We start from the raw sequence: 26436 nt of genomic DNA on the forward strand, positions 1-26436 counted from the left end.
CCTTGTCGGTGGCGATGTCGTACCGCATGTACTCGGAGCCGCGGAAGAAGTACGCCTTGCCGTTGTTCCACACCACGCCGCCGTCGAGGTCCGATTCCCACAGTCCGGGCCAGTTACCGGCGATCGGCTTCGGGTAGCCGGCGTCGACCTTGTCGGTGGCGATGTCGTACCGCATGTACTCGGAGCCGCGGAAGAAGTACGCCTTGCCGTTGTTCCACACCACGGAGGCGTCGATGTGGTCCGGGAACAGACCGGGCCAGTTGCCGGCGATCGGCGTCGGGTAGCCCGGGTCGACCTTGTCGGTGGCGATGTCGAACCGCACGTACTCCGTGCCGCGGAAGAAGTACGCCTTGCCGTTGTTCCACACCACGCCGGCGTCGACGAGGGATGTGAACAGGCCCGTCCAGTTGCCGGCGATCGGCTTCGGGTAGCCCGGGTCGACCTTGTCGGTGGCCACGTCGTAGCGGTAGTAGGTACTGCCGTCGAACAAGAACGCCTTGCCGTTGTTCCAGAGCACTGGTGCGGTAACCATCTGCCTGAACACCTCCTGAGTGTCGCGGTCGCGTTGTGGGCTTGCCCCGACAACGTTCCACACTCGTCCGGCGCGAGCAGGGACGCCCTGAGCTTGATCGTTCCTGCACTGGACATGACCACCCGCACGGCCCAGTAGCCTGCCCGGATCGCCTGCGAGGGCCCCCTGGCGCGCCTGCAGATAGGCGGGGCGGGGCAGTCCGGTCGGTGACGGCTGCTGGGGCGAAACCCTTGTTTCGCGCAAGCCGATCAAGGTGTGCGTCGGTCAGGAAATTCGTCAAACGCCGGTGCGCTCGACAAAGTCATCAGCGAGGACGGTCAGACGTTGGGGACCTGCAGCTTGTCCCAACTGGCCTTGCCGGGGATGCCGTCGGCATCGCCGCCTTCGAAGCCGAGTTTCCGCTGCCAGGCGGCGAAGGACTTCACATCGCCCGGGCCCCATACGTCGGCGTTGGCGCTCGTCTGGTACCGGTTGCAGCCTTCGGCGACGAGCCGACGGTGCATTGCGGCGATGATCGGCGACTTCCGTCCGGTATGGAAGAACGACGCACCAGGGAACGGCTCGGTATCCGGCCTGGGGACGGGGTGTGAGTCCTTGAAGTGGTCGTACGCCTCCTGAGCCGCCGCGAGGACCTTGTCGTAGATCTTGTCCATGTACGGGCCGGCGCAGGAGGTCGAGGACCAGTGGCGGTGGTAGAAGAGGTTGCTCTTGCTGGGGCGTTCGCCGATCACCTTGGCGAAGTGCCAGCCGGCGAGACGGGCAGCGTTCCTCCAGGTGTCCTCGGCGACCGTCCAGCCGGGCGCGAGCGTCGCGTTCGCCATTTCGATGCTGATCGTGCTCTGGTTGCCGGCCATGTTGCCGACGGCCCAGGCGAACTCGTTCACCTTGACGTACTGAGCGACGGCACCGGCGGCGTCCACGTCGAAGTGGGCCGAAGCCGGACGCGTCTTCCAGACGTTGAGCACACCCTGGTGCGAAAGCCGGCCGCCGTTGTGGTGCAGCGTGACCGACGTCTTCCTGTAGGACTTGTGGGTGACGTGGCCCGTCGCGCTCAGCTTGTCGATGAGGTTCGAGACGGTACGGTCGTAAGCGATGGTGGCGGTCACTTGAGGGCCTCCGCGTCCTTCTCGACGCCGCCCTCGGCGAAGGCGACGAAGTCGCTCTCCGGAAGGTCATCGAGGTTGTCGGTGCCGGGTCCATCGCCGGTGTCTGTCTTCTCGAGAACCGCCTTCACGTCCTCGTCGTCGAAGTTCTTCGCGGGCATGACGCCATCCTTTCAGTTCCACAAACTTGTGTCGCCAGTGGTACTCAGGATCAAGAATTCCCGCGTCACCGGTCGAGATGTCATCACGTCAACCGTCATCGGATGGTCGAGGCATAGAACTGCTGGTTGATGTAGCGGTCGAATCCGAAGGCCGATCTCCCGACGTCTCCGCGGAGAGAAAGGTACCGGAACCTGCGACGCCATGGCCTCAGCCTTTAGACGTTGGGGACCTGCAGCTTGTCCCAACTGGTCTTGCCGGGGATGCCGTTGGCATCGTCACCTTCGAAGCCGAGTTTCCGCTGCCAGGCGGCGAAGGACTTCACATCGCCCGGGCCCCATACGTCGGCGTTGGCGCTCGTCTGGTACCGGTTGCAGCCTTCGGCGACGAGCCGACGGTGCATTGCGGCGATGATCGGCGACTTCCGTCCGGTATGGAAGAACGACGCACCAGGGAACGGTTCGAATTTGGTGGGGCCGGCGGGCCCGCCATCCATGTACTGCTTGTAGGCCCCGTTCGTGAACGTGGACCATTGGTTCCAGTTGTGTGCGTCCTTGATGGCCTTTGCCGTCGTGGCGTTGTAGAGCGGGTTCTTGAGCTTCCCCTCGACCCTGAGCATGTCCGGTGGGGAGAACTGCCCTGGATGCTTCAGGGAGCGTATCTGGAAGAGACCAATGGACGGCCCCCACTTGTGGTCGACCAGATCCTGGTCTCCGATGATGCCCGGGTCGCCTTTGGACTCTGCCATGGCGACGGCCGCCGCGGTTTTGATGTCATTGCCGGTGAACCCTGCCTGTATGGCGAGGGCGCGCAGCTCGGTCAGGCTCATTCTCATATTCCGACGCCCCTCTAAATTGTTGATCAGAAGCCATGCCCACATGGCGCATCACGGAGTCGGATCGAGGACCGGGAATTGGCCGGAATTCTCGACCCGGGAGGAGGTGTTGCCGAAATCTGATAACTGTACCTGCGGGTAAGGGATGAAATCCCGCTGCGAGCTTCCCGGAATTGGCACGTATACACATAGGAGATCACGGATCCCCTTAGCCGCGCCTCCGTGGTGCGAGACGGCTTTGCGAGGCGCGAAAGATCGCTTATTGCCACTGTAAGACAGTGTCAGGGATCGGGCAAACAGAGTGCCAAGGGCTCGCAGAGAATCAACCTGTTGCTTCCCCTGATCCGGCTCGTTGGTGTGGTGTGCGCATCCTCGAGCCGGTCTTTCACCAACTCGCTGTGAAGTTCGAGGTGTTGTTCCCGCATCTGGACGAGCGGCAGCGACGGCTGATGATGGGGGCCGAGGCCCGGATCCTGGGTCACGGCGGCATCCGGGCGCTCGCGCGGGCGGCCCGGGTCAGCGAGACGACGGTCCGCAAGGGCGTGCACGAGTTGGAGGCCGGCGAGGAGCCAATGAACCGGGTCCGCAGGTCGCCACTGCGGTGGACGGTGAAGTCGACCAGAAGCCTCGCAGCCGCGCTCACCCGTCAGGGGCACCGGGTGAGCGCGCACACGCCCGACCGGCACAGCTACCGACTCATGGCCTGCCCCACCCACTGACTCCCCAGAGCCGGAGCTACGCCCATCGCCATGTGGTCCCTTCCACCGCGTAGACGTCCCCACGACACCCCCGTCCGCCGGTGTTGTCCCCCGCCGCCCTCCTGCCATGGCCACAGATCAACAGAGGGCGGCATGTGGGCAGTTCAGTAAGGCCCGCCCAGGCACCGCGGCACTGTCCGGAACGCTGCCGAGGACGAGCAGAGGTGGCCGCACGCGTACAACTCGGTCTCGTCACCGGGGGTTTCCCGCAGGGCCCGGCAGACGTCGAGGTCGGGGCGGGCGCCGCTCGCGAACTTCAGCGGCTTGGTGTACGGGATCGCGTACGGGACGGTCTCGATCCCGGTGATCTTCACCGCATGGTTCCCTCGACGTGCCGGGCGACGCCGAGCAGGCGGCCCACGCGCGCGGGGTGGCCGATGAGTTGCAGGCCCAGCGGCATGCCGTCCGGGTCCCGGTGACCGGGGACGGTGACGGCGGGCAGACCGAGCAGCTGCCAGGGGCGGCTCAGGATCGGGGTGCCGGTGGCGTCCAGTCCGTACGGGGCGGGGCCGGGGGCCGCCGGGCCGAGGATCACGTCGGCATGGTCGAGGAGTTCGAGGATCCGGGTGCGGGCTTCGTGCCTGACGGCGAGCGCGGCCCGGTATTCGTCCGCCGGGATGTCGCGCCCGTGTGCCAGGAGGTCGTTCAGGTGGCGGCTCAGGGACCCGGGATGCTCCGCCTCGGCCGCGAGCGACCGGGCGGCCTCGTACGCCATGACCGTGGCATGCGTCTCGGCGAGTTCCGGCGTCCGGACCCGTCCCGCGAGGTCGTCCGTCTCCGCGCCGGCGGCGGCCAGGCCCCGCACCGTGCTCTGCAACGCGTCGAGCATCGCCGGGTGGACGTCGGCCAGTTCCGTGCCGGTCCACACCAGCACCCGTACCGTCGCGTCCGGGGCCTCGCACCGCGTGCCGTCGACGGCCTCCACGGCGGCGAGCAGATCGTCCACGTGCTCGGTGAGCAGCCCTGGTGCGTCCAGGGTCGGGCTGAGACCGGTGATCCCGGTCGTCGGCCAGGCACCGACCGGGGCGACATATCCGGCGACGCCGCAGAAGGAGGCGGGCCGGGTCAGTGAGCCCGCGGTCTGTGAGCCCAGGGCGAGGGGCACCACGCCGGCCGCGACGGCGGCGGCCGAGCCGCTGGACGAGCCGCCCGGGGTGTGGGTCACATCGTGCGGGTTGCGGGTGGGGCCGGGCTGGAAGTACGCGAACTCGGTCGTCACCGTCTTGCCGAGGGGAACGGCGCCCGCCCGGCGCAGCCGGTCCACGAGCCAGGCGTCCTGCTCGGCGATCCGTCCGCGGCGCAGCGGGGAGCCGCACTCGGTGGGCAGACCGGCGACATCGATGATGTCCTTGACCCCGAACGGCACGCCCCTGAGCGGTCCGTCCGATGCCCGCTCGGCAGCCGCGCGGGCACCCTCGGCGTCCACGCGGACCCAGGCGCGGATCTCCGGCTCGGTCAGCTCCAGACGTCGTAGCGCGTCCTCGACAGTGGTCATGAGCGGGTGCCTTCCGCTACGAGGGGATCGGCGTCGAGCCGGTGGAAGGCTCGGTTGAAGTAGACGAGGCTCTGGCCTCCGGGGCGGGTGCGGATCTGCTCGATGTCGACGAACAGCACGCTGTGCGAACCCATGGGCACAGTGTGCTTGATCGTGCCGATCGCTGTGACCAGGGCTTCCTTGAGGACCGGGACGTCATGGGTGCGGTCCCAGACGTCCCAGGTGAAGCGCTCGGCCATGTCCACCTTGGTGGCTCCGGAGAAGTGCAGTGCGAGTTCCTGCTGCTCTCCGCCGAGGACGTTGAGACCCACGCGTCCGTTCGCCCGGAAGACGTCGTGCATGGCGCTGCCGCGGTTCACGCACACCAGGACGGTAGGCGGGTCGTCGGTCACCGAGCAGACGGCGCTGAGGGTGATACCGCAGCGGCCGTTCGGCCCGTCCGTGGTCAGGATGTTGACGGCTGCCGGGAGGTGGGCCATCGCCTCGCGGAAGTCGGTCCGGCTGGGGGGCACGGCTTCGCCCTTCCTCTCGTTGTCGTCGTACCTCGGGGTGCTCGTAGTACTCACCACAGCTCGACCACCAGCCGCGCCGACTTCGCGCGTGACACGCAGGCGGCGATCTGGTCTCCGGCCGCCTTCTCCTTCGCGGTCAGGCAGTGGTCGCGGTGGTCGGGTTCGCCCTCGACCACGCGCAGGACACAGGTCCCGCAGATGCCCTCGCGACAGGAGGTCTCCAGCGGGACGCCGTTGTCCTCCAGCACCTCGGCGATGCTCCTGCCGGGCGGCACGGTGTAGATCTCACCGGTGTCGAGTTCGACCTCGAAGGCCCCGCCCGCGTCCGAGGGCTCACCGGCCTGGAACAGCTCCGAGTGGATCCGCTCCTCGGGCACACTGCGCGCGGCGACCTCACGGACGTACGTCATGAAATCCTGAGGTCCGCACGTGTAGACGTGGGCATCCGCCGGAAGACCGGTCAGTTGCGCGGCGAGCGCGGCACCGGCCGACTGCCGGCCGAGCCCGAAGTGGCGGACCACGCGCCCGGCGAAGGCGGACTCCTCCAGAAGTGCGGCGAAGGCCGCCTCCGCCCGGCTCCTCGCCACGTAGTGCAGGGTGAACTCCGCTCCCCCGCCGTGCAGTTCGTACGCCATCGCCAGCAGGGGCGTGATCCCGATGCCGGCCGCGACCAGATGGTGCTCGGCCGCGTCAGGGGCAAGGCCGAACAGCTGCCGGGGCGCGCCGACGGTCAGCTCGGTGCCCGGCTCGGTCTTGTCGTACAGGGCGTGGGAGCCGCCGCGGGAGTTCTCCTCGCGCTTGACGGCGATGGTGTAGGCGCCGGGGTCGTCCGGCGGCCCGCACAGCGAGTAGGGGCGGGTGATCCCGGTGGGGCCGGTGACGTCGACGTGCGCGCCGGACGGGTACGGGGCGAGGGGTACGCCGTCGGAGCGGACGAGTCGGAGGACCTTGACCGCGTCGGTCTCGTGGTGGGTGTCGGTGACGGTGACAGGGAACATCCGTCTGCCTTCGGGGGTCGGGTCGGGAGCTGACGGCGCTGTCAGCGCATGTACAGGCCGCCGTTGGCGTCCCAGCAGGCTCCGGTGACCGCGTCCGCGTGCTCGGCCGCGAGCAGGACGGCCATGTCGGCGACGAAGCGCGGACGGCCGAGCCGGCCGACGGGGATGGTCGCCTCGATCTGCGCGAGCCGCTCCGGCGCGACGGTCTCGCGGACCACCGGAAGGTCCTGCGGTCCCGGCGAGATGGCGTTCACCGTCACCCCGTGCGGGCCGAGTTCGCGGGCGAACACCTTCGTGAGGGTGGCCACTCCGCCTTTCGCCGCCGCGTATTGCGCGCCGGTCGCCGTTCCGCCGTTCTGGCCGGCCAGGGAGGCGATGTTGACGATGCGTCCGTAGCCGCGTTCGGCGAAGTAGGCGCCGAAGACCTGACAGCCGAAGAAGGTGCCGTTGAGGTTGGTGTCCACCACGGCGTCGAAGCTCTCCGGCGTGATCTCCATCAGTGGTTCGACCTTGGCGTGTCCGGCGTTGTTGACCAGGACGTGGACGGCGCCCCAACGGTCGGTCAACCTGTCCCGGACCGTGGCGAAGGCGTCCTTGTCGCGGACGTCGAGTGCGAGTCCGACGGCGTGGTGCCCCTCGGGGTCGAGCTCCGCCGCCGCCTTGGCCGCGGCCTCCTCGTCCAGGTCGGTGAGCGCGACGCAGTAGCCGTGGTCGTACAGCCGTCCGGCGATGCAGGCGCCGAGACCCCCGGCCGCGCCCGTCACCACCGCGACGCGCCGCTCGCTCTCCTCGTGCGGGCTCACAGCAGGAACCCCGAAGCGGTCACGGTCTCCTCGGAGTTGACCAGCTGGACGATCTTCCGCGCGATGCGGGGACCGTCCGCGCCGAACACGATCCGGTGAGTGACGTCGGCGGCGAGGACGAAGGTCTCCTCGCGTTTGTAGCCGACGAGGATCTGCGCGGAGCAGATCTCGATCGCGTCGGTCGCGCGGCCGGTGACGACGAAGCGGGAGACCGAGCGGACCGTGCGGGCGGCCGCCGCCGCGGAGATGGACATCCCGCCGGTGAGCCGCTCGATCCGCATCCGGCGCATGCGGTCGTCGTCGTAGACGAGGTTGAGGCGGGAGGCGAAGTCCGTGACATCACGGTCGATCGGAATGACGTACTCGCCGCCCTCGGACCACAGTTCGTCCCACTCCGCGTAGCGGCGGGCGTCGAGCAGATGGGCCTCGTGCCAGATCAGGGAGACGGCGGCGAGGGCGCGGGGATCGTCCCGTGGTAGCTCAACAGCCGTGCTCGGGGCCTCAGTTGCCATCGGTCATCATCCTCTTCCACATGTCGTACGCCTCCCGCATCCCGGTCTCGTCGGTCGCGTGGGAGGTGGGCTGACCGAGGTCGTCGGGTTTCTCCCGGCCGAGGCCGCGGTTGACCAGGATCGGCATGTCCACGCCGCCGGCCACACCGCGCTGAACGCGGTTCCAGGCCTCGGCGTCGTCGGGGCTGCCGAAGCCGAAGGGGCCCTGGAAGTGCTCGTGGATGCGCAGGCGTTCGCGGTTGACGATCTCGGGGCCGCCGTCCAGGCCGAGGGCGACGTGCCGGATCTCCGTCTCCGTGACCGAGATGGGGCGCAGGACGCGGAAGAACGCCATCGACATGGCCACGTTCGGGAACAGGTTGAGGTTGAACCCGGCGCCGTGGAGGGAGCGGACGATGCGCCGCACCTTCTCCGGCGGCAGGTCCTTCGACAGTTCCTCGACGATGTGGCTGAAGCGGTCCTGGAGCTTCTCGGAGCCGTCGTCCACGTCCAGGTCGGCGTGTTCGGCGACGGAGATGGAGACGCTGTGGCCGTTGCCGAGGGCGTGGGTGACCGCGGTCTCGTCGGTCATGATCGACAGCATGCTGGCGGTCTCGGCGTCGACCGAGGACATCCAGGAGCGGTGCACGATCGGGAAGTGGTACCAGTCGGTGGTGCTCTCCAGCTGGATCTTCCAGTTGCCGTTGAAGCGGAACAGGTGCTCGCCCTGCACCTTGATGGGGTATCCGGCTCCCTGCTTCATGAAGCGGTCGATCCACAGCCTGGCCCCGCCGAGGAAGTCCTCCAGCGGCTCGATGTCCTCGCTGAAGCTGGCGAAGACCATGCCCGCGTACGTGGCCACCTTGAGCCGCTGGAGCGGGAGGTCCTTCTTCTCCAGCACGTCCTCGTAGCCCTCGGAGTACGGGATGCCTCGCAGGGTGCCGTCCAGCGCGTACGACCAGGCGTGGTAGGGGCAGGTGAAGCCGTTGCCGTTGCCCTTGGGGGTCTCGCAGACGCTGGCGCCGCGGTGCCGGCAGCGGTTGAGGAGGACGTTGACGCCGCCGCGCCGGTCCCGGGTGACGATGACGGGACGGCGGCCGACCCAGGCCGTCTTGAAGTCGCCGGCCTTGGCGATCTCGCTCTCGTGGGCGACCCACACCCAGGTGCGGTGGAAGATGCGGTCCATCTCCCGTTCGAAGAGGGCCGGGTCGGTGTAGAGGGTGCCGGCGACGCGGTCGGACTCGACGAGCGGCGAGTGCGTCATCGGGCCACCTCCGGCTCGGGGAGCGGGCGGCCGAGGCGGGCCTCGATCTTCATGTAGCGCCACAGGCCGTGCTCGCCGACCTGGACGGTGCGGAAGAGGTTGCAGGCGGCGGCGACGGTGGCCTGGTCGACGACGTCGGCCAGGACGTAACAGGTCCAGGGCCAGGAGTCGGACGGGCCGACCATGTGCAGGTCGTCGTCGATGGTGCCCAGGACGGTGACTCCGGGCAGTTCGTACAGCTGGCCGAGCATGGTCGTGAAGCCGTCCCAGACGGTCTTGCCCTGCCCTGTGGGCAGGTCGAAGAAGTTCTGGTTGACGCCTATGCAGAACAGCACGCGCAGGTGTGCGTCGGACACGGGGCTCCTGCCTTTCTAGAGGTAGCCGGGGAAGGGCTGGACGCCCATGAGGACCGCGCCCGCGCCGTCGTACATGCCCTCCTGGAGGAAGGCGTGCTGCGGCACGACCGACGCGTCGCGCAGGTAGCGCTGGAGGGGGCTGCCGTCGGTGATGGCGCCGATGCCGCCGAGTTGGTAGGCGGCTCGGACGACCTCGAAGGAGGTCTTGGCGAGGTGCGCGGAGGCCAGCCTCAGCAGGCTCGCCTGTTCGGCCGTCGCGGGGTCGCCCGCCTCGACCGTGGCCCACACGTCCTCGGTGGTCTCGTAGAAGAAGGCGCGTACGGAGCGGAGTTGGGCCTCGGCCTGCCCGACCGCGATGCGGTAGGTGGCGCGTTCGGCGGGCTTCGGAGCGCCGGTGAAGCCGGAGCGGCCGCCCTGGGCGATGACGTGGTCGAGGGCCGCGCGGGCGACGCCGAGGCCGACGACGGCCAGGACCTGGGCCGCGTAGGGGACGGTGGGATAGCGGTAGAGCGGTTCGTCGACGGTGGGTTCGCCGCCGCGCACGAACGTCCACTCCTCCGGTACGTCCACGCCGTCGACCACGAGGTCGTGGCTGCCGGTGCCGCGCATGCCGATGACGTCCCAGTTGTCGACGATCTCCACCTTTTCGGGCCGCAGGACGGCGGTCCGCGGCCGTCCGGCCCGGTCCTCACCCGCCTTGATTCCGACGCCGAGCACGTCGGCGCCCTTGCAGCCGCTGGCGAACCTCCAGCGCCCTGAGACGCGGTAGCCGCCCTCGACGCGCTCGGCGGGCTGCACCGGGAACAGGCCGCCCGCGAAGGCCACGTCGGGCCCGTCCGCGTACAGCTCCGCCTGTGTCTCCAGCGGCAGTGCGGCCAGGTAGATCCCGGAGGAGCCGAAGCTCGCGACCCATCCGGCCGACCCGTCGACCACCGAGATCCGTTCGACGAGACGGAGAAACTCGGTGGGCGGCAGGGCATCGCCGCCGAATCGCTTCGGAACGCCTGCCCGGTAGATTCCCGCGCGCTTGAAATCGGCGATCACATCCCGCGGCACATGCCGCTTCTCCTCGAATTCCGCCCGCCGGTCGGCTACGACCGTCAGCAGCTGATCGAAATGCGTCATGAGGGAATCTCCTCGCATTGCCGGGCGGTTCTCACGCCCGCTGTGTCATCACGCTATGTGCGGCAACCAAGCGCCCGCCATTGGGACTTGACCTCGCCGCGTAGGGGATTTCCCTTATCCGAGCAGCAGTGCGAGGTCCTTGTGGACCTCTCCCGACCGCGCGACCAGAACCACGTTCTCCGGCCGGCCCAGGACAGCGATGTCGCGTACCGGATCCCCGTCCACGACCACGAAGTCGGCCGTTTTTCCCGCTTCGAGGGTGCCCAGCCGGTCGTCGACGCCGAGGAGGCGGGCCGCGTTCAGGGTGCCGGCCGTGATCGCGTCGAGCGGTGCCATGCCCAGGTCGACGAGGTGGGACAGTTCGAGCAGATTGCGGGCGTGCGGGACGACGCCCGAGTCCGTGCCCAGGGCGATCGGGACACCGCGGGCGATGGCGTGGGCGATGTTCTCCTTGCTGATGCCGGACCAGCGGCTCTTCTTGCGGTAGTGGTGGTCGGCCATGACCGCCGGGTCGAGCGGGGCGAAGACGGTGGACAGGGTGGGCACCAGGAACGTGCCCTGCTCCAGCGCCAGGTCGCACAGCTCGTCGGTCATGCCGTAGCCGTGCTCGATGCTGCTGACGCCGGCCCGGAGGGCGTTGCGGATGCCGGCGGCGCCCTGGGCGTGCACCGCCACGGGCCGGCCCCGGTGCCGGGCCGCCTCGTCGACCACGGCCGTCATCTCCTCCTGGGTCAGGCCCTCGTCGTCGGGATCGTCGTGCGGGCTGCCCATGCCTCCGGTGGCGCACACCTTGACGACGTCCGCTCCGGCGCGCAGTATCCGGCGGACGGCAAGCCGCGCCTCGTCCACCGTGTCGGCGAGCTCGCCGAGGTGCGGGGCGGCGTCGATCCCGCCGGGCAGCGAGCAGTCGGCGTGTCCGCCGGTGTGGCTGATCACCTTCACGGCGACCTGGAGCCGGGGGCCCTCGATCAGCCCGCGCTCGACGGCCGTCCGATAGCCGGCGGGTATGCCGCCGAGGTCGCGCAGGGTCGTCTCTCGGAACAGCTGTTTGACGGGTACGGCGGGGTCGGCGGCGCGGCGGGAGATCACGTCGGCTGGAAGTAGGCTGCTCCAGGCTCGGCCTAGTCACTGGGGCAGGCTCGCCTTGGGGGGATCGACCTGATAATTCGTCGTGGGTCCACGGCTGGAGCAGTGGCTCGCCGAGTGGGCAGAACTCTTGGGCTGGTCACTGCTGCGGCACTCGCGCTGACGGCGGTGCTGTTGTCGCCTTTCGTGCTGAAGGAGCTCTCACGCTCCAAGGACGTGGACTGGAACAGGCTGAGTCAGATTGGCGCGGCGTACGGCTTCACGTCGGCTGTCGTCTCGGCGTTGGCGTTGGCCGGCGTCGCCGTTTCCCTGGGCGTCCAGAACCGGCAGGCCAGGGCGGACCAGGTCCAGGGGATCCGCAGTTACTACCTTGAGCTGGTTCGCCTGGAACTCGACGACATGGCGCTTTTCCAGCCTGTTTGGGGCGACACGGACATCGTCGATCCCCATGAGCAGAAGCGGCACGTCTATGCCGACCTCATGATGAACTACGCGTGGATGGGCTTCGAGATCGGGACCATTCGCGAGAGCCTGCTGCGGGACATGCTCGCCGGGATGTTCACCGGAGACGCGGGGCGGCACTATTGGAGCCGGGCTCACACTTCGTGGATCGCCAGTTCGTCCGGAAGCCGTGTCGGTCGTCGCTTCCTGGCCATAGTGGGTGAGGAGCACGCTCGCGCTGTCGCTTCCGGACCACCGACGCGCTCGCCCATTGCCTCCCGTCCGCCTGCGGTGCCCCCCGCGGGGGCGTCGCCCGCATGGCGGGCATCGGTCGGCGCTCTGGTCGGTCTGGGCGCCGGCCTGGCCCTCGGATCGCTGCTGCGGAATCGACGCTAGGGGATATCGGCCGCGGGCCAGGTGATCATGGCGTGGCCGGTGTGATCACGGCGTCGGAGCCGTCTTGGACAATCGCGCTCTCCGGACTGAGCCCGCGCCAGTTCGGCACTTTGGTGGCCGCACTGCGGCGTTGGGGCACCGCCGGGGTTCGCCGGGGACGGCCTTGGAGTTTGGCTTCGGGTCGGGCATGACCTGCCGGCATCGCCACCCTCGGATGCGCACTCATCTGCTGGTGACGCCTGGAGCCCTGGCCTGGACGCCGGAGAACAAGTACGGGCCAGTGGGTTTCGGGGTTCGCCGCTCTGCGGTTTCCCGGTATTGGAGCAACCGAGTGACGGTGCGAGCGGACGGGACAACCACCGGTATCGGCGAAGGAGTTGTCCCGTCGTCGTCGTAAGGGCGATGGCCTGGCGGTCCGTATCACCGCGTGCCGATACGTTCCGGGGCGGTGGCGAGCACCGCGTTCAGGAGGCCGGGGAAGCAGGCGTCGAGATCGTCTCTGCGCAGGCTGAGCATGCGCCGGGCCCCGTCCACCCGGACCTTGAGGACGCCTGCTTCGCGCAGCACCCGCTGGTGGTGGGAGAAGGTCGACCGGCTGATGGTGAGCCCCGCCGCCTGCTGCAACTCCGTGCATGGTGATTCGCCCATCGCGGCCAAGGCGCGCACGGCGCTGAGCCGCGCGGGGTCGGCCAGTGCTGCCAGGACTGTGGCCAACCGTAGGTCGGCCGGGTTCGGGTGCGGTGTCTCGATCGGCGTGCTCACTCTGGCGAGCGTAGTGGAGGCTTGCTGTCATGTCGATGATCATCGTAGTGTTCGATGACTATCGACATGATGGCTCTCCAACGGAGGCGGCTGAGTATGAGCATCGAGAAGGTAGCCCTGGTCACCGGCGGATCTCGCGGCATCGGAGCGGCCATCGCCCGGCGCCTGGCCGGCGATGGCCTGCTGGTGGCACTCACCTACTCGGCTTCGCCGGACCGTGCGGATCAGGTCGTGCGGGAGATCGAACGCGCTGGCGGGCGTGCGCTGAGTCTTCGTGCCGATGCTGCCGATCCAGACGCGGTCACGGCAGCGGTCGAAAGGACAGCCGCTGCTTTCGGGCGCCTGGACGTTCTTGTCAGCAACGCCGGTGTCGCGAGTGCCGGCCAGGTGGAGGAACTCGAACCCGAACAGATCGATCGGATGATCGATGTGAACGTGCGCGGCGTCCTCCACGTCATCAGGGCCGCGCTTTCCCACCTCGGCGAGGGCGGACGGATCATCACCATCGGCAGCATGATTGCCGAACGCGTGCCCTTCGCCGGGGGCGCCGTCTACGCCATGACCAAGGCCGCCATCGCCGGACTGGTGCGCGGCCTGGCAAGGGACCTGGGCCCGCGGGGCATCAACGTGAACAACATACAGCCCGGCCCCACCGCCAACGATCGCATGTCGGCCGACAGCCCGGCCGCGGACGCCATGCTCCAGTGGCTCGCACTGTCCCGCATAGCGACCCCGGATGAGATCGCCGGACTGGTTTCCTACTTGGCCGGCCCAGAGGCCGGCTACATCACGGGGGCCAGCCTTTCCATCGACGGCGGTTTCACCGCCTGACCCGGGGCGGGGCCACCGCGGGTTACCTGGTCCCTCGTGTCCGGGCCAGGACTTCGGGGCCAAGTCATTGCGACAGGAGTTCTCAGTGCTTGTTCAGCGCCGTCTACGCCGACCGCGCCTCGATCATCCACGCCGGAAACGCCTCCACGCGCGCTCGCGTGCCCTCCACCGGATCGCCGACGGCCGCATCGGCATCCGGATCCGGCGAATACTCCCCAGGTCCACCAAGGGCACCTCCGCCGACCTCCGAGCAAAGGTGCCGGTGAGCGGCATGCTCAACCTCGAAGCCGGAGAAACCCCACGCGAAAAAGGGCCCCCACAGGCTCTCACCCGCGAAGACCCTTCGCACCGTCGGGACGACAGGATTTGAACCTGCGACCCCTTGACCCCCAGTCAAGTGCGCTACCAAGCTGCGCCACGTCCCGGTGCCGTTTGACCTGGGGTTTCCCCGGTCGAAACGCGCAAGGAAACAATACCGCACTCGGCTCGGTGGTCGCGCACGCCTTTTGTCCCGGCCGGCCGTGGCGGTGCGGTGCGGGTGTTCAGCTCCCGCCCGGCAGCCCCAACTCAGGATAGGAGTCCAGGAGTCGGGTCGGGGCCGCCTGCCGCCAGGAGTCGGCGAGGATGTCGCGCAGTTCACCCTCGCCCTCCAGCGCGGCGAGCCGGACCCGGACCCAGGCGAACTGGGCCTCGTGGTCGGCGATCCAGAACTTGGCCGGCTCGGCGAGCACCAGTTCGTCGCGCTCCTCCTTGGGACAGCGCACGGCGATGGAGGTCTCGTCCTCGGGCAGCGTGGCGAACATCTTCCCGGCGACCCGGAACGTGGGCATGCTCCAGGCGATCTTCTCGCTGGTGTCCGGCAGGGACAGGGCGACACGGCGTACGTCTTCGGCTTCCGGCATGTCCCGAACCGTAGCCGCTGCCACTGACAGTCACCCGGCCGGAGCACCCACGTGCTTGTAGTAGAGGGTTGTCGGGCGCAGCACCCCGTGGGGGTCGAGGGCGTAGTCGGGGATGACCCCGGCGCGGGTCCAGCCGGCCGAGCGGTAGAGGTGCTCGGCGGGGCTGTCCGTCTCGGTGTCCAGATGGAGCAGGGTGATCCCGGCGGCGACCGCGGCCTCCTCGGCGACGGCCAGCAGCCCGCGTCCGACGCCCCGGCCGCGGGCGTCGCGGTGGACCATGAGTTTCACCAGCTCGGCGCGGTGCGGACTGTTGGGCTTGTCGGGGTAGGGGAAGGCCAGGCCGACCGTGCCGACGGCCCGGCCGGTGCCGTCCAGCGCGACCCAGACGGCGAGCTGCCCGGCGGCCACGGCGGCCGCCCGCCCCCGCCACCAGGCGACGGCCCGCTCCCGCTCCAAGGGCGCGAGGAAGCCGACGGACGCCCCGCCGTTCACGGTGTCGGCAAGGAGCTCGGCCAACTCACCGACTCTCTGCGGGAGTTGATCCGCCCCGAGGCGCAGGGTCCTCACGGCCGCACCACCGCCAGCACATACCGCGTCTCCCCCGGTCCGGCGCACCGGAACCGCGTCGGTCCCCACACCCGCAGCCGCAGGCAGTCGCCGACGTCCAGGAGCTGCTCGGCGCCCTCCGCCGTCACGGCCAGGCTCCCGTCGAGCACCCAGATGTGCTGCTCCAGGCCGGGCACCGGCGGACGGTCGTAGGCGATGTCCGCCCCCGCCGAGAGCCGGCCCTCGACGAGTTCGCCGCGCAGCCCGCCGTGCGGCGGAGACACGGAGCGTCGTACGAAACCGGAGGCGCGGTCCTCCCACACCTGCTGTTCGGCGGCGCGCAGCACCGGCGCGGGTTCCGCCTCGACCTCGCTGAGCAGCTGGGACATGGTCCGGCCGTAGACGTTGCAGAGGCGGTTGAGGAGGGCTGCCGTGGGGCTGGTCTCGGCGCGTTCGGCCCGGGACAGGGTGGACCTGCTCACTCCGCTGCGCTCTGCCAACTCGCCCAGGGACCAGCCGTGTTCGGCCCGCAGTTCGGCGAGGCGGCTGCCGAGGCGGGCGTCGACGGGGTCGGGGGCGGCAGGATGCGGGGCGGCCGACTCCTCGTGTTTCATATCCGGGACGATATCCCTGATGTGAAACGCCGGCGTTAAGGACGGCTCACATCCGTGCCGCCTCGCCCAGGGCCGTCAGCACCGGGCGGATCAGCGGGTGCCCCTCGGCTCCGCGTCGTACGGCCGCGAAGACACGGCGGGTCGGGGCGACGCCGTCGACGGGGCGTACGACCACGCCGGTCAGGTCCATGCCGCGCAGCGCCGAGCGCGGGACGAGGGCCACGCCCGCGTCGGCCGATGCCAGGGCCACCACGGCGCGGAAGTCGTCGGAGGAGTGTTCGAGGCGGGGCTGGAAGCCGGCGCTCTCGCAGGCCAGGACGACCACGTCATGGCACGGGTTGCCGGGGTACGGGCCGATCCAGGTGTCCTTGGCCAGTTCGGCGAGGGGGACCTCGGAGGCCTCGGCCAGCCGGTGGTGGAGCGGGACGACCGCGTCGAACGGCTCGGCGTACAGGGGTACGTGGATGAGCCGGGGGTCGTCGGCGGGCGGGGCCCCTCGGTACTCGACCGCGACCGCGACGTCGACCTGCCGGTCCAGGACCATCGGGAGGCTGGCGTCGCCCTCGGCGTCCTGGACGCGGATGCGGATGCCGGGGGCGGTGCGGGCGAGCTGGGCCACGGCCGGGGCGACCACCAGCGCGATGCCGGTGGCGAAGGCGGCGACGGTGACCGTGCCGGCCTCGCCGGAGCCGTACGCGGCCAGCTCTGCCTCGGCCCGCTCCAGCTGGGCGAGGACCGCGTTGGTGTGGGCCAGCAGGATCTCGCCGGCCGGGGTCAGCCGTACGCCCTTGGCGCTGCGCTCGACCAGGCGGTGGCCGGTCTCCTGCTCAAGGGCCGTCAGCTGCTGGGAGACGGCCGAGGGGGTCAGATACAGCGCGGCGGCAGCCGCCGTCATCGTGCGGTGGTCGGCCACCGCACGGAGGATGTGGAGCCGCCGTGCCTCGATCATGGGATTGATTATCGCAATATGTCGGCGCCGCTCGGACCGCCGGCTCAGCCCGGCCCGACGACCCGCTGCCCCGGCGACCTGCCGACCCGTCGGCTCAGCCGGCCAGCTCGGCCCGGGCCGCGACGAAGGCGTCCACCGCGCGGTCGACGTCGTCCGTCGAGTGGGCCGCGGACAGCTGGACCCGGATCCGGGCCTGCCCCTGCGGGACCACCGGGTACGAGAAGCCGATCACGTACACGCCGCGCTCCAGCAGCAGCTCGGCCATCCGGCCCGCCACGGCCGCGTCGCCGATCATCACGGGGGCGATCGCGTGGTCGCCGGGGAGGATGTCGAAGCCCTCCTCGGTCATCCGGCGGCGGAACAGGGCGGTGTTCTCGGCGAGCCGGACCCGCAGGTCGTCCGCCGCCTCCAGCAGGTCGAGGACCTTCAGCGAGGCCGCCGCGATCACCGGGGCGAGGGTGTTGGAGAAGAGGTAGGGGCGGGAGCGCTGGCGGAGCAGGGCGACGATCTCGGCGCGGGCCGCGACATAGCCGCCGGAGGCGCCGCCGAGGGCCTTGCCGAGGGTGCCGGTGATGATGTCGACGCGGTCCATCACGCCGTGCAGCTCGGGGGTGCCGCGGCCGGACGGGCCGACGAAGCCGACGGCGTGCGAGTCGTCGACCATGACCATCGCGTCGTAGCGGTCGGCGAGGTCGCAGATCTCGCGGAGCGGCGCGACATAGCCGTCCATGGAGAAGACGCCGTCGGTGACGACCAGCCGGCGCCGGGCGCTCTGCGCCTCCTTCAGCTGCCGTTCCAGGTCGGCCAGGTCGCGGTTGGCGTAGCGGAGGCGGCGGGCCTTGGAGAGGCGGATGCCGTCGATGATGGAAGCGTGGTTGAGGGCGTCGGAGATCACCGCGTCCTCCTCGCCGAGCAGGGTCTCGAAGACACCGCCGTTGGCGTCGAAGCAGGAGGAATACAGGATCGTGTCCTCCTGGCCGAGGAACGCCGACAGACGGGCCTCCAGCTCCTTGTGGACCTCCTGGGTGCCGCAGATGAAGCGGACCGAGGCCATGCCGTAGCCCCAGCGGTCCAGCGCCTCGTGCGCGGCGGCGATCACCTCGGGGTGGTCGGCGAGGCCGAGGTAGTTGTTGGCGCAGAAGTTGAGGACCTCGCCGGGACGGCCGCCCGCGGTGACGGCGACGGTCGCGGACTGCGGGGTGCCGATCACGCGCTCGGGCTTGTGCAGTCCGGCGACGCGGATCTCGTCGAGGGTGGCGCGCAGGTCGTCGCGCACGGAGTCGAACATCATCAGTCCTTGGGAGTCGTCAGCGGGTCCGTCAGTGGGTCCGTCAGTGGGTCCAGTCGAGGATGACCTTGCCGCCGCGGCCGCTCGCCGCGTCGGCGAAGGCCGCCTCGAAATCGCGGTAGCCGTAGCGGCCGGTGATCACGGGGGCGAGGTCGAGTCCGCCTTCCAGCAGCACCGACATCGCGTACCAGGTCTCGAACATCTCACGGCCGTAGATGCCCTTGATGGTGATCATCGAGGTGACGATCCGGGCCCAGTCGACGGGGAACTCCTGGGCGGGCAGGCCGAGCACGGCGATACGGCCGCCGTGCGTCATGTTGGCGATCATGTCGCGCATGGCCTCGGGCCGGCCGGACATCTCCAGGCCGATGTCGAAGCCCTCGCGCAGCCCCAGCTGCCGCTGCCCGTCGGCGATCCGCGCCTGCGACACGTTCAGGGCGAGGCTCACGCCGATCTTGCGGGCGAGTTCGAGGCGCTCCTCGCTGACGTCGGTGATCACGACGTGCCGGGCGCCCGCGTGCCGGGCCACGGCGGCGGCCATGAGACCGATCGGCCCCGCGCCGGTGATCAGGACGTCCTCGCCGACCAGCGGGAAGGAGAGCGCGGTGTGCACGGCGTTGCCGAACGGGTCGAAGATCGCGGCCACGTCGAGGTCGACGGGGACCCGGTGCACCCAGACGTTGCCGGCGGGCAGCGCGACGTACTCGGCGAACGCGCCGTCGCGGCCGACGCCGAGGCCGACCGTGGCCCGGCACAGATGGCGCCGCCCGGCCTGGCAGTTGCGGCACTTGCCGCAGACGAGGTGGCCCTCGCCGCTGACCCGGTCGCCCACCTTGATGTCGGTGACGTCCCGGCCGGTCGCCGCGACCTCGCCGACGAACTCGTGCCCGACCACGAGCGGAGTGGTGATCGCCTGCTGGGCCCAGCCGTCCCAGGCCCGGATGTGCAGATCGGTGCCGCAGATACCGGTCCGCAGGACCTTGATCAGTACGTCACCGGGACCGACCGCGGGCTCCGGAACGTCCGTGAGCCACAGCCCGGGCTCCGCCTTCTCCTTGACCAGCGCCTTCAACGCTACGGCTCCTGTGCGTGAGGTCCCGGCCGCGGGGTCGCCGAGGCGGCCCGCGGCCGGGGAGGGGGGTGGAATCTCACAGCAATCTGCCGCACCCGGGCGCATCGGTCCATCGAGGATTTCTTAAGCGCCGCCACAGCTCCGCTTCACGCCCGCGGAACGCCCGGCAGGACAGGGCTAGTCGAGGCGGGAGACCTGGTAGTGGGCGATGCGCCAGTCCTCGCCCGTCCGGGTGACGAGGACGGAGAGTTTGACGTCCAGCGGGGGCCGGTCCGTGAACGAGAACTCGACGGCCAGGTAGCCGAGGACGACGCCCTCGGCGGGCCACCGGGTCTCCAGGACCCGGTAGGCCGCCTTCATGCCGAGGGGCTGGGAGTCGTAGTACGCGGCGACGCCCTGCCGTCCGACGCTGTAGGGGTGCAGTCCCTGGAAGACGGCGTCCTCGGTGAACTCGGCCGCGACGCGCTCGGGTCGGTGTGCGTCGACGGCCGCCTTCCACCGGTCGAGGACCCCGGTCAGGATCGCCGTGTCGTCCGCCGTGCTGGTCATGTCCGCTCCTTTTCGATTGCCCGGGTGAGGTGCTGGGGTGACGTGCCGTGCCGTCAGTGTCCGGCGCTCATACCCCCGTCGACGTGCAGGATCTCGCCGGTGACGAACGGCGCGGTCTCCAGGAAGAGGACCGCGTCGACGATGTCGCTCACTTCACCCATCCGGCCGACCGGGTGCAGGGCGGCGAGGAACTCGTGGGTCTCCGCCGGGTGCATCGGAGTCTTGATGGTGCCGGGCGACACCGCGTTGACGCGGATGCCACGGGTGGCGTACTCGATCGCCAGGGACTTGGTCGCGGACTGCAGGCCGCCCTTGGTCAGCGAGGCCAGGACGGAGGGGACCCGGGCGTCCGCATTGTCGACCAGGCTGGTGGTGACGCTGACGATGTGTCCGCCGCCCTGGGCGAGCAGGTGCGGGACCGCCTGCTGGGTGAGGTGGAAGAAGCCGGCGACGTTGATGCCGGTCACGGCGGCGTAGTCCGCGGCCGTGTAGTCGGTGAAGGGCTTCGCGACGAAGACGCCGGCGTTGTTGACCACGGTGTCGACACGGCCGAACCGCTCGACGGCGGCGGCCACCACCCGCTCGGCGGTCGCCGGGTCGGCGATGTCGCCCTGGACGGTCAGGACGCCGGCGTCGTCGGCCGGGGCGATGGTGCGCGAGGTGGCGACGACCGCGAAGCCGAGCTTGCGGTAGCCCTCGACGAGGGCGGCGCCGATGCCCTGCGAAGCGCCGGTGACGATCGCGACCTTCTGCTGCTGCGTGCTCATGATGACCTTCTCCGTAGTGGCTGACCGGTTACTAGCCGACCGGTCGACTATTTGAAGGTAGGCCGGGTCCGTCGGGGGTGCCAGGATCGGCTTCCTCCCTGCTGGGAGGTACAGGCTCCCAGCGCAGCTCAGCCGTGGAGCGCGTACGGGTCGCCGGTGGGCAGCCAGGCGTCCGGGGCGTGGATCCCGAGGTCGCCGACGCCCTCGCACAGGGCGTCGACGGCGGCCAGGACGCCGGCGCGGTCCTCGCTCGCGCGCCAGACCAGGGACCAGGTCCAGTACACCTTCGGCGCGACGATCTCGCGGCGGACCAGGTCGGGCGGGAGCGGAGCGGTCTGGCCCTTGGGCGAGTTGAGGACGGGCCGGGTGCAGCGCCGGACGTGGTCGAAGTAGGCAGGGCCGGTGACGGCACCGTCGGAGATGCGCACCGCACGGGCGCCGACGGCCTGCGTGAGCTCCTCGGCGTACCCGTTCCAGGAGGCCCAGGAGGTGATGTCGTCGTCGATCAGGACGTCAGCGTCCCGGGCCGGCAGGTCGCTCGTGTCGGTGCCCTTCGCGACGGCGTACAGCCGGTCCGCGCCGATCAGCCGGGCCCGCAGCCCGAGCCGTTCGAGGTCCTCGGTACGCACCCAGCAGACGGCGAGGTCCAGGCTGCCGTCGGCGACCCGGGCGGCCTGGGTGTGGGAGGGCGCGACCCAGGCGTCCACATGGACCCGGGCCACCGCGGCCGTCCGCGAACCGAGGTCCGGCGGAAGCCAGTTGACGTACCCGAGCCGGACCGGCTGAGAGCCCGAGAGCCGGCCCGCCCGGCGCTTGAGGTCGTCGGCCCGCTCCAGCAGGTCCCGGGTGTGCGGGAGCAGCGCGGCGCCGGCGGGGGTGAGGGAGACCGAGCGGCGGTCCCGGTCGAACAGCCGGACGCCCAGGTCCCGTTCGAGCGCCTTGATCTGCTGGGAGAGCGAGGGGCCCGCGATGAGCAGCCGCTCGGCGGCCCGGCCGAAGTTCAGCTCCTCGGCGACCGCGACGAAGTAGCGCAGCTGGCGCAGTTCCACGCGCGTCATGCTACGCGCGCTGGGAGGCTGCGCCTCCCAGCAGCGAGTCGGCCGGTCGTGGCACCGTTGCCGGCGGCGGCGCACGATGGAGTCAGCGACAACGGAGGGAGCACATCGTGCGAGAGTTCCTGGTCGAGATCACCACCGACATCCCCGAGGGAACGGGCCAGGACGAGGTCGACCGGCGGCGGGCGGCCGAGGCGGTCCGCGCCGGGGAACTGGCCGCCACCGGCCACCTGTTCCGGCTGTGGCGCCCGGTGGGCGAGCTGCGCAGCATCGGCGTGTGGCTGGCGGACGACGAGGCGGAACTCCACGAGAAGGTGCTGGGCACCCTGCCGCTGCGTCCGTGGATGACGCTCACCGTCACCCCGCTGGAGTCCCACCCCAACGACCCGGGCCGGGTCGACGGCACCCGATGACCGCCTCTCCCTGGGCCCATGTGGCCAGGGCCGCCGCCGCACTCGCCGCGGGCATGGGCGTCGGCCGTTTCGTGTACACCCCGATCCTGCCCCTGATGCATGCCCGGGCGGGCCTGTCCGCCGGTGCCGGGGCGAACCTGGCCACCGCCAACTACGCCGGCTACCTCCTCGGCGCGCTCGCCGGCACCCTGGCCCCCGCACTGGTCCGGTCCCGCGCCGTGCTGCGCGGCTCGCTGATCCTGCTCACCGCCACGCTCGCCGCGATGCCCCTCACCCACAGCACGGCGGTGTGGGCCGCGCTGCGGCTGTCGGCCGGAGCGGCAAGCGCACTGGTGTTCGTGATCGCGGTCGCCTCGCTGCTGCACCATCTGCGGGAGCACCCTGCGCACCTGCCCGGCTGGGCCTTCGGCGGGGTGGGCGCCGGCATCGCGCTGTCCGGCCTGCTGGTCCTGGCCCTGCGCTCCGTCTCCGACTGGCGGGCGGCCTGGTGGGCGGCCGCCGCGCTCACCGCAGTGCTGGCCGCGGCCGCGTGGCGACTACGGCCCGAGGACGCGCCGGCCGCGACGGCGGCCGGGGACCGGCCCGGGGCCCGCACCCACCGATGGTTCGGCGCGCTGTTCCTCAGCTACTTCCTGGAGGGTGTCGGCTACATCGTCGCCGGTACCTTCCTGGTCGCGGCGATCGGCCAGGGCTCCCCCGGCTGGGTCGGCAGCGGCGCGTGGGTGCTCGTGGGGCTGGCCGCCGTACCGTCCTCGGCGCTGTGGGCCCGGCTCGGGCGCCGCTGGTCCCGCCCCGGCCTGCTGCTCACCGCGCTCACGATCCAGGCGGCCGGCATCGCGCTGCCCGCACTGAGCGGAAGCACGGCCGCCGCCCTCGGCTCTGCCGTGCTGTTCGGCGCCACGTTCCTGGGCGTGAGCACCCTCGCCCTGGCCACGGGCGCGCAGTTGCGCTTCCCGCGCTCCGTCGCCCTGCTGACCGCCGGATACTCCGTCGGCCAGATCCTCGGCCCCCTGGTCGTCGCCCCGCTGCTGCGCCACGGCTACCACCAGGCGCTGCTGCTGGCCGCCCTGGTGGTCCTCGCGGCCGCCGTCGCGGCCGCCGTGCTGCGGATCGGCTTCCCGCACCACATGGGCCGGGACCACACAGTGCCGGTACGACAGCGGCGACCGGCCGGGGCCGCCACCCGCTCCTAGGCCGCTGTCACACCGAGCAGGGCCCGGCAGTTCTGCCAGAGCGGGCTCAGCCGGCCGGTGCTGTTGTACAGCTTGGCGAACATCACCTGGCCCTCCAGCTGGGCCACCACCGCCCGTGCCGCCTCCCTGGTGTCGGTCACGCCCACGTCGCCGCGCTCACGGGCCTCGGCGACGACCGACTCCACCATGTCGACCTGGGCATCGAAGATCTCCTGGAGCCGTCCGCGGACCGCATCGGTCTGGTTGCTCAGCTCCAGGGCGAGGTTCCCGAACAGACAGCCCGCCACGGTCCCGCAGCCCCGCTGGCCGGCGAGCTGGCCGGCCTCGGTCTCCTCGAGCAGCCGGCGCAGCCGCCGCAGCGGCTCCGCGTCACCGGTCAGGGCCCGGGTCCAGTCGCGCTTCTGGGCGGCCCAGTGCTCGTCGACGACCGCGAGCGCGAGGGCCTCCTTGGACTCGAAGAAGTAGTAGAAACTGCCCTTCGGCACCCCGGCCGCCTTGCAGATCTCGGCCACGCCGAGCGCGGAGTAGCCACGCCCTTCGATCAGCGAGCGAGCGGCGTCGAGGATCTTCCGCCTGGCGTCACTGGTACGTCCCATGCCACCAGGGTACGGAGATACTAGACCGGTCGGCTAGTGAAGGGGGTGTTCCCGTCGTCACAGCAGCGGCAGACCGTCGGCCTCGCGCCGCTCGATGCGGGCCACCAGCTCCACCGCCGACGACTTGATCGTCTCCAGACCGGGCCGGCCCCAGGGCCTCGGCTCCACGTCGACCACGCACACCGTGCCGAGTACCGTCCCCGTGCTGTCGATCAGCGGGGCGCCCAGGTAGGAACGGATGCCGAAGTCGTCGACGACCGGGTTGCCCGCGAACCGCGGGTAGTCGCAGACGTCCTCCAGGACCAGCGCCTTGCGCCGGACCACCACATGGGGGCAGAAGCCATGGTCGCGGGGCAGCTCCCGGCCCAGTACCGGTGTGCTGCCGTCGGGTCGCACCACGGGCGGTGCCACGTCCGGCAGGTGCAGACCCGCGAAGAACTGGCGGTTCACGTCGATGAAGTTGACCATGGCGTACGGCGCCCGGGTGATCTCGGCGAGCCGGTCCGCGTAGGCGTCCAGGGCGGGGTCCGGGTGTGCGCCCAGGCGCAGTTGGCCGAGGCGCCGGGTGCGCTCGGGTGCCTCCTTGTCCTCGGGCGTGAGCAGCAGCCGGCCGGCCGGGCGCGACGGGTCGTACCTCATGCGCGGGCTCCGTCGCAGTGGACGTGGGTCATATACGGGCTCCGTGAGGGGTGTTGGGGGTTCACATGTGGGCGCCGTGGCTCGGCGCGGAGACCGGAGCGTGGGCGATGAGATGGCGGACGAGGGTGAGCAGGGTCTGGACGCCGGAACTGGAGATCCGGGCGTCGCAGCGGACCACCGGGATCTCCGGGTCGAGATCGATGGCGGCGCGCACCTCGTCGGGGTCGTAGCGGTAGGAACCGTCGAACTCGTTGATGGCGACGATGAAGCCGAGGCCGCGCTCCTCGAAGAAGTCGACGGCCGCGAAGCAGTCCTCCAGACGGCGGGTGTCGGCGAGGATGACCGCGCCGAGCGCGCCCTCGGACAGCTCGTCCCACATGAACCAGAACCGCTCCTGTCCGGGCGTGCCGAACAGGTAGAGGACGTGTTCCGGGTCCAGGGTGATGCGGCCGAAGTCCATGGCCACGGTCGTCTCGACCTTGTTCTCGATCCCTTCGAGGCTGTCGGTCGCGGCACCGACCGTGGTGAGGAGTTCCTCCGTGGACAGCGGGGCGATCTCGCTGACCGCGCCCACGAAGGTGGTCTTGCCGACCCCGAACCCACCGGCCACCAGGATTTTCAGCGCGGTGGGAAAGGGATCAGAGCTGTCGTCGTAGTCCATCGAGCACTGCCTCCAGGAGGGACCGGTCAGTGGGGTTGTGGTGGAACACGGGGGGCTTGGCGGTCAGCGCCCCGCAGTCGACGAGGTCGGAGAGCAGCACCTTGGTGACCACGGCGGGCAGTTTGAGGTGCGCGGCGACCTCGGCGACCGAGACGGGGGCGCGGCACAGGTCGAGTGCCTGCGCGTGCTCTAGGCCGAGGTAGCCGAGGGGCGTGGACCCGGTCGCCATCACCTGCGACATGAGGTCGAGGGCGATGCTGGGCTCGGTGCGGCCGTTGCTGACCGTGAACGGACGCACGAGGCGTCCGGCCGCGTCGTCGAGCCAGGGCCCGTCGCCGGCTGCCGCCACCCTCAAGGCCTCATCGCCGTGGATTCGACGGCATGCTGCCGGGGCGCGGTGACGAGGTACGGGCGGACGCTCTTGACCAGCATCGCCATCTCGTAGCCGAGGACGGCGGCGTCGGCCTCCCGGCCCGCCAGCACGGCGAGGCAGGTACCGGAGCCGGCCGTGGTGACGAACAGCAGCGTCGAGTCGAGCTCGACGACGACCTGGCGGACGTCCCCGCCGTCGCCGAACCGGACGCCCGCGCTGCGGCCCAGCGAGTACAGGCCGGAGGCGAGCGCCGCCATGTGGTCGGCGCTGTCGGGGTCCAGGCCGTGGACGGACTTCACCAGTCCGTCGCAGGACAGGAGCACCGCGCTGGTGGTGTGCGGTACGCGCTGCACTAGGCCGCTCATCAGCCAGTCGAGGTCGGATACCTGGGCGGTCGGCGCATCGCTCGCCATGGTGGATCGACTCCTTGGGGTACGAAGGTCTGCGGGAGCGGTGGGGGTGGGGGTGGAGACGGTGCTGGTCATCCGGCCGGTGCGCTCCCGTCGGGCCGGGTGGTGAAGTCGGAGGTGTGCACCGGGCGCAGGGCCTGGGAGTACGACTGGGGTCGGGACGCGGACTGGGTGTCGGCGGGGTCCCGGTGCGTCCGGCTCATGTGTGTGGGGGACATGTGGTCCGTGGCCGCCGGGTGACCTGTGGTCATGAGGTCCGAGGTCTTGTGATCCGAGGCCGTGTGGTCGGAGGTCAGGTGGTCGAAGGTCAGGTGGCCTGAGACCAGGGGGTCCGGCGTCATGGGGGCCGGCGTCATGCGGTCCCGGGCCGACTGGTCCGGGCCTGTGTGGCCGGGAGCTGTGTGGTGCGGAGTCAGGTACCCGGCCTCCATGTACGTGACGTCCGTATGTGCCGCCCCCGTG

General features: G+C 70.3%; 32 protein-coding genes, 1 tRNA gene and 3 pseudogenes. 6 read left to right on the plus strand and 30 right to left on the minus strand.

Annotated elements, in window-relative coordinates; genetic code table 11:
* From KVT45_RS30755 to KVT45_RS30770, 4 genes are all read right to left on the minus strand, one after another.
* On the minus strand, positions 1 to 532 hold a 532-nt coding region (locus KVT45_RS30755), incomplete at its 3' end, for a hemopexin repeat-containing protein (RefSeq protein ID WP_254647601.1).
* 317 nt (positions 533 to 849) lie between these two features.
* Complete coding sequence (locus tag KVT45_RS30760) at positions 850 to 1638, minus strand: peptidoglycan-binding protein (protein WP_217552407.1); 789 nt, start codon at positions 1636 to 1638, stop codon at positions 850 to 852.
* Entirely contained in the window at positions 1635 to 1796 is a 162-nt protein-coding gene (locus KVT45_RS30765) for a hypothetical protein (RefSeq protein ID WP_217552409.1), read from the minus strand. The genes KVT45_RS30760 and KVT45_RS30765 overlap by 4 nt, the downstream gene beginning before the upstream one ends.
* Positions 1797 to 2011: 215 nt before the next feature.
* Positions 2012 to 2623, minus strand: coding sequence for a peptidoglycan-binding protein (locus KVT45_RS30770; RefSeq protein ID WP_217552410.1), 612 nt, complete (start codon positions 2621 to 2623; stop codon positions 2012 to 2014).
* Between the two features lie 455 nt (positions 2624 to 3078).
* On the opposite strand from KVT45_RS30770, the pseudogene KVT45_RS30775 reads away from it, so the two are divergent.
* A pseudogene (locus KVT45_RS30775) lies at positions 3079 to 3303 on the plus strand (ISAzo13 family transposase); the annotation flags it as partial.
* 188 nt (positions 3304 to 3491) lie between these two features.
* Here the strand turns inward: KVT45_RS30775 and KVT45_RS30780 are convergent.
* The 10 genes and pseudogenes from KVT45_RS30780 to KVT45_RS30825 all read right to left on the minus strand — a co-directional run.
* A complete protein-coding gene (locus KVT45_RS30780) occupies positions 3492 to 3701 on the minus strand; it encodes a hypothetical protein (RefSeq protein WP_217552411.1) in 210 nt (69 codons plus the stop codon).
* Positions 3698 to 4882, minus strand: coding sequence for an amidase (locus tag KVT45_RS30785; protein WP_217552412.1), 1185 nt, complete (start codon positions 4880 to 4882; stop codon positions 3698 to 3700). The genes KVT45_RS30780 and KVT45_RS30785 overlap by 4 nt, the downstream gene beginning before the upstream one ends.
* Positions 4879 to 5394 carry a flavin reductase gene (locus KVT45_RS30790; protein WP_308310912.1) on the minus strand — a complete coding sequence of 172 codons (516 nt, stop codon included), beginning with the start codon at positions 5392 to 5394 and terminating at the stop codon, positions 4879 to 4881. The genes KVT45_RS30785 and KVT45_RS30790 overlap by 4 nt, the downstream gene beginning before the upstream one ends.
* 50 nt (positions 5395 to 5444) lie before the next feature.
* Positions 5445 to 6392: a PDR/VanB family oxidoreductase gene (locus KVT45_RS30795; RefSeq protein ID WP_217552413.1), complete on the minus strand. Its 948-nt coding sequence runs from the start codon at positions 6390 to 6392 to the stop codon at positions 5445 to 5447.
* Positions 6393 to 6433: 41 nt separating this feature from the next.
* Positions 6434 to 7195 (minus strand): SDR family NAD(P)-dependent oxidoreductase, encoded by a 762-nt coding sequence (locus KVT45_RS30800; protein ID WP_217552414.1) that lies wholly within the window; start codon positions 7193 to 7195, stop codon positions 6434 to 6436.
* A complete protein-coding gene (locus KVT45_RS30805) occupies positions 7192 to 7707 on the minus strand; it encodes an aromatic-ring-hydroxylating dioxygenase subunit beta (protein ID WP_217552415.1) in 516 nt (171 codons plus the stop codon). Before KVT45_RS30805 ends, KVT45_RS30800 begins: the two co-directional genes overlap by 4 nt.
* Complete coding sequence (locus tag KVT45_RS30810; protein WP_217552416.1) at positions 7697 to 8950, minus strand: aromatic ring-hydroxylating dioxygenase subunit alpha; 1254 nt, start codon at positions 8948 to 8950, stop codon at positions 7697 to 7699. Before KVT45_RS30810 ends, KVT45_RS30805 begins: the two co-directional genes overlap by 11 nt.
* Positions 8947 to 9306 carry a hypothetical protein gene (locus KVT45_RS30815; RefSeq protein WP_217552417.1) on the minus strand — a complete coding sequence of 120 codons (360 nt, stop codon included), beginning with the start codon at positions 9304 to 9306 and terminating at the stop codon, positions 8947 to 8949. The genes KVT45_RS30810 and KVT45_RS30815 overlap by 4 nt, the downstream gene beginning before the upstream one ends.
* A gap of 15 nt (positions 9307 to 9321) precedes the next feature.
* Positions 9322 to 10431, minus strand: a complete 1110-nt coding sequence (locus tag KVT45_RS30820; protein ID WP_217552418.1) for an acyl-CoA dehydrogenase family protein — start codon at positions 10429 to 10431, stop codon at positions 9322 to 9324.
* A gap of 114 nt (positions 10432 to 10545) precedes the next feature.
* Positions 10546 to 11463 (minus strand): annotated as a pseudogene (locus KVT45_RS30825) (amidohydrolase family protein); the annotation flags it as partial.
* Positions 11464 to 11634: 171 nt separating this feature from the next.
* Between KVT45_RS30825 and KVT45_RS30830 the strand changes: the two are divergent.
* On the plus strand, positions 11635 to 12354 hold the full coding sequence (locus tag KVT45_RS30830; protein WP_217552419.1) for a DUF6082 family protein: 720 nt from the start codon (positions 11635 to 11637) through the stop codon (positions 12352 to 12354).
* A gap of 32 nt (positions 12355 to 12386) precedes the next feature.
* Positions 12387 to 12527, plus strand: a pseudogene (locus KVT45_RS30835) (IS5/IS1182 family transposase); the annotation flags it as partial.
* Positions 12528 to 12774: 247 nt separating this feature from the next.
* Here the strand turns inward: KVT45_RS30835 and KVT45_RS30840 are convergent.
* Complete coding sequence (locus KVT45_RS30840; RefSeq protein ID WP_217552420.1) at positions 12775 to 13116, minus strand: helix-turn-helix transcriptional regulator; 342 nt, start codon at positions 13114 to 13116, stop codon at positions 12775 to 12777.
* Positions 13117 to 13212: 96 nt separating this feature from the next.
* On the opposite strand from KVT45_RS30840, the gene KVT45_RS30845 reads away from it, so the two are divergent.
* Positions 13213 to 13947, plus strand: a complete 735-nt coding sequence (locus tag KVT45_RS30845) for an SDR family oxidoreductase (RefSeq protein ID WP_217552421.1) — start codon at positions 13213 to 13215, stop codon at positions 13945 to 13947.
* A gap of 351 nt (positions 13948 to 14298) precedes the next feature.
* On the opposite strand, the gene KVT45_RS30850 is transcribed toward KVT45_RS30845, so the two are convergent.
* From KVT45_RS30850 to KVT45_RS30895, 10 genes are all read right to left on the minus strand, one after another.
* A tRNA-Pro gene (locus KVT45_RS30850) sits at positions 14299 to 14372 on the minus strand.
* Positions 14373 to 14489: 117 nt separating this feature from the next.
* Positions 14490 to 14849, minus strand: coding sequence for an MmcQ/YjbR family DNA-binding protein (locus tag KVT45_RS30855; protein ID WP_150136445.1), 360 nt, complete (start codon positions 14847 to 14849; stop codon positions 14490 to 14492).
* Positions 14850 to 14879: 30 nt separating this feature from the next.
* Positions 14880 to 15416 carry a GNAT family N-acetyltransferase gene (locus tag KVT45_RS30860; protein WP_217552422.1) on the minus strand — a complete coding sequence of 179 codons (537 nt, stop codon included), beginning with the start codon at positions 15414 to 15416 and terminating at the stop codon, positions 14880 to 14882.
* On the minus strand, positions 15413 to 16009 hold the full coding sequence (locus KVT45_RS30865; protein WP_217552423.1) for a helix-turn-helix domain-containing protein: 597 nt from the start codon (positions 16007 to 16009) through the stop codon (positions 15413 to 15415). Before KVT45_RS30865 ends, KVT45_RS30860 begins: the two co-directional genes overlap by 4 nt.
* A 46-nt stretch (positions 16010 to 16055) precedes the next feature.
* Entirely contained in the window at positions 16056 to 16958 is a 903-nt protein-coding gene (locus KVT45_RS30870) for a LysR family transcriptional regulator (RefSeq protein ID WP_217552424.1), read from the minus strand.
* Positions 16959 to 17052: 94 nt separating this feature from the next.
* On the minus strand, positions 17053 to 18246 hold the full coding sequence (locus KVT45_RS30875; protein ID WP_217552561.1) for a glycine C-acetyltransferase: 1194 nt from the start codon (positions 18244 to 18246) through the stop codon (positions 17053 to 17055).
* Between the two features lie 43 nt (positions 18247 to 18289).
* A complete protein-coding gene (gene tdh / locus KVT45_RS30880; protein ID WP_217552425.1) occupies positions 18290 to 19318 on the minus strand; it encodes an L-threonine 3-dehydrogenase in 1029 nt (342 codons plus the stop codon).
* 177 nt (positions 19319 to 19495) lie between these two features.
* Entirely contained in the window at positions 19496 to 19867 is a 372-nt protein-coding gene (locus KVT45_RS30885) for a nuclear transport factor 2 family protein (protein ID WP_217552427.1), read from the minus strand.
* Between the two features lie 53 nt (positions 19868 to 19920).
* Positions 19921 to 20634 (minus strand): SDR family NAD(P)-dependent oxidoreductase, encoded by a 714-nt coding sequence (locus tag KVT45_RS30890; RefSeq protein ID WP_217552428.1) that lies wholly within the window; start codon positions 20632 to 20634, stop codon positions 19921 to 19923.
* 128 nt (positions 20635 to 20762) lie between these two features.
* Entirely contained in the window at positions 20763 to 21692 is a 930-nt protein-coding gene (locus KVT45_RS30895; protein WP_217552430.1) for a LysR family transcriptional regulator, read from the minus strand.
* Positions 21693 to 21799: 107 nt separating this feature from the next.
* Here KVT45_RS30895 and KVT45_RS30900 point away from each other — a divergent pair, with 107 nt between their 5' ends.
* Positions 21800 to 22102 (plus strand): muconolactone Delta-isomerase family protein, encoded by a 303-nt coding sequence (locus KVT45_RS30900; RefSeq protein ID WP_217552431.1) that lies wholly within the window; start codon positions 21800 to 21802, stop codon positions 22100 to 22102.
* Positions 22099 to 23295, plus strand: a complete 1197-nt coding sequence (locus tag KVT45_RS30905) for a YbfB/YjiJ family MFS transporter (protein ID WP_254647602.1) — start codon at positions 22099 to 22101, stop codon at positions 23293 to 23295. The genes KVT45_RS30900 and KVT45_RS30905 overlap by 4 nt, the downstream gene beginning before the upstream one ends.
* Here the strand turns inward: KVT45_RS30905 and KVT45_RS30910 are convergent.
* The 5 genes from KVT45_RS30910 to KVT45_RS30930 form a co-directional block, all read right to left on the minus strand.
* Positions 23292 to 23891: a TetR/AcrR family transcriptional regulator gene (locus tag KVT45_RS30910; protein WP_217552432.1), complete on the minus strand. Its 600-nt coding sequence runs from the start codon at positions 23889 to 23891 to the stop codon at positions 23292 to 23294. The genes KVT45_RS30905 and KVT45_RS30910 overlap by 4 nt on opposite strands.
* 57 nt (positions 23892 to 23948) lie before the next feature.
* On the minus strand, positions 23949 to 24530 hold the full coding sequence (locus tag KVT45_RS30915; protein ID WP_217552433.1) for a GAF domain-containing protein: 582 nt from the start codon (positions 24528 to 24530) through the stop codon (positions 23949 to 23951).
* Positions 24531 to 24591: 61 nt separating this feature from the next.
* A complete protein-coding gene (locus tag KVT45_RS30920; RefSeq protein WP_217552434.1) occupies positions 24592 to 25191 on the minus strand; it encodes an ATP/GTP-binding protein in 600 nt (199 codons plus the stop codon).
* Positions 25169 to 25540 (minus strand): DUF742 domain-containing protein, encoded by a 372-nt coding sequence (locus KVT45_RS30925; protein WP_217552435.1) that lies wholly within the window; start codon positions 25538 to 25540, stop codon positions 25169 to 25171. Before KVT45_RS30925 ends, KVT45_RS30920 begins: the two co-directional genes overlap by 23 nt.
* Before the next feature lie 2 nt (positions 25541 to 25542).
* On the minus strand, positions 25543 to 25977 hold the full coding sequence (locus KVT45_RS30930) for a roadblock/LC7 domain-containing protein (RefSeq protein ID WP_089107225.1): 435 nt from the start codon (positions 25975 to 25977) through the stop codon (positions 25543 to 25545).
* Between the last annotated feature and the right edge of the window lie 459 nt (positions 25978 to 26436).

Origin of the sequence: Streptomyces sp. GbtcB6 (assembly GCF_019091475.1) — a bacterium.
Taxonomy (GTDB): Bacteria; Actinomycetota; Actinomycetes; order Streptomycetales; family Streptomycetaceae; genus Streptomyces; species Streptomyces hyaluromycini.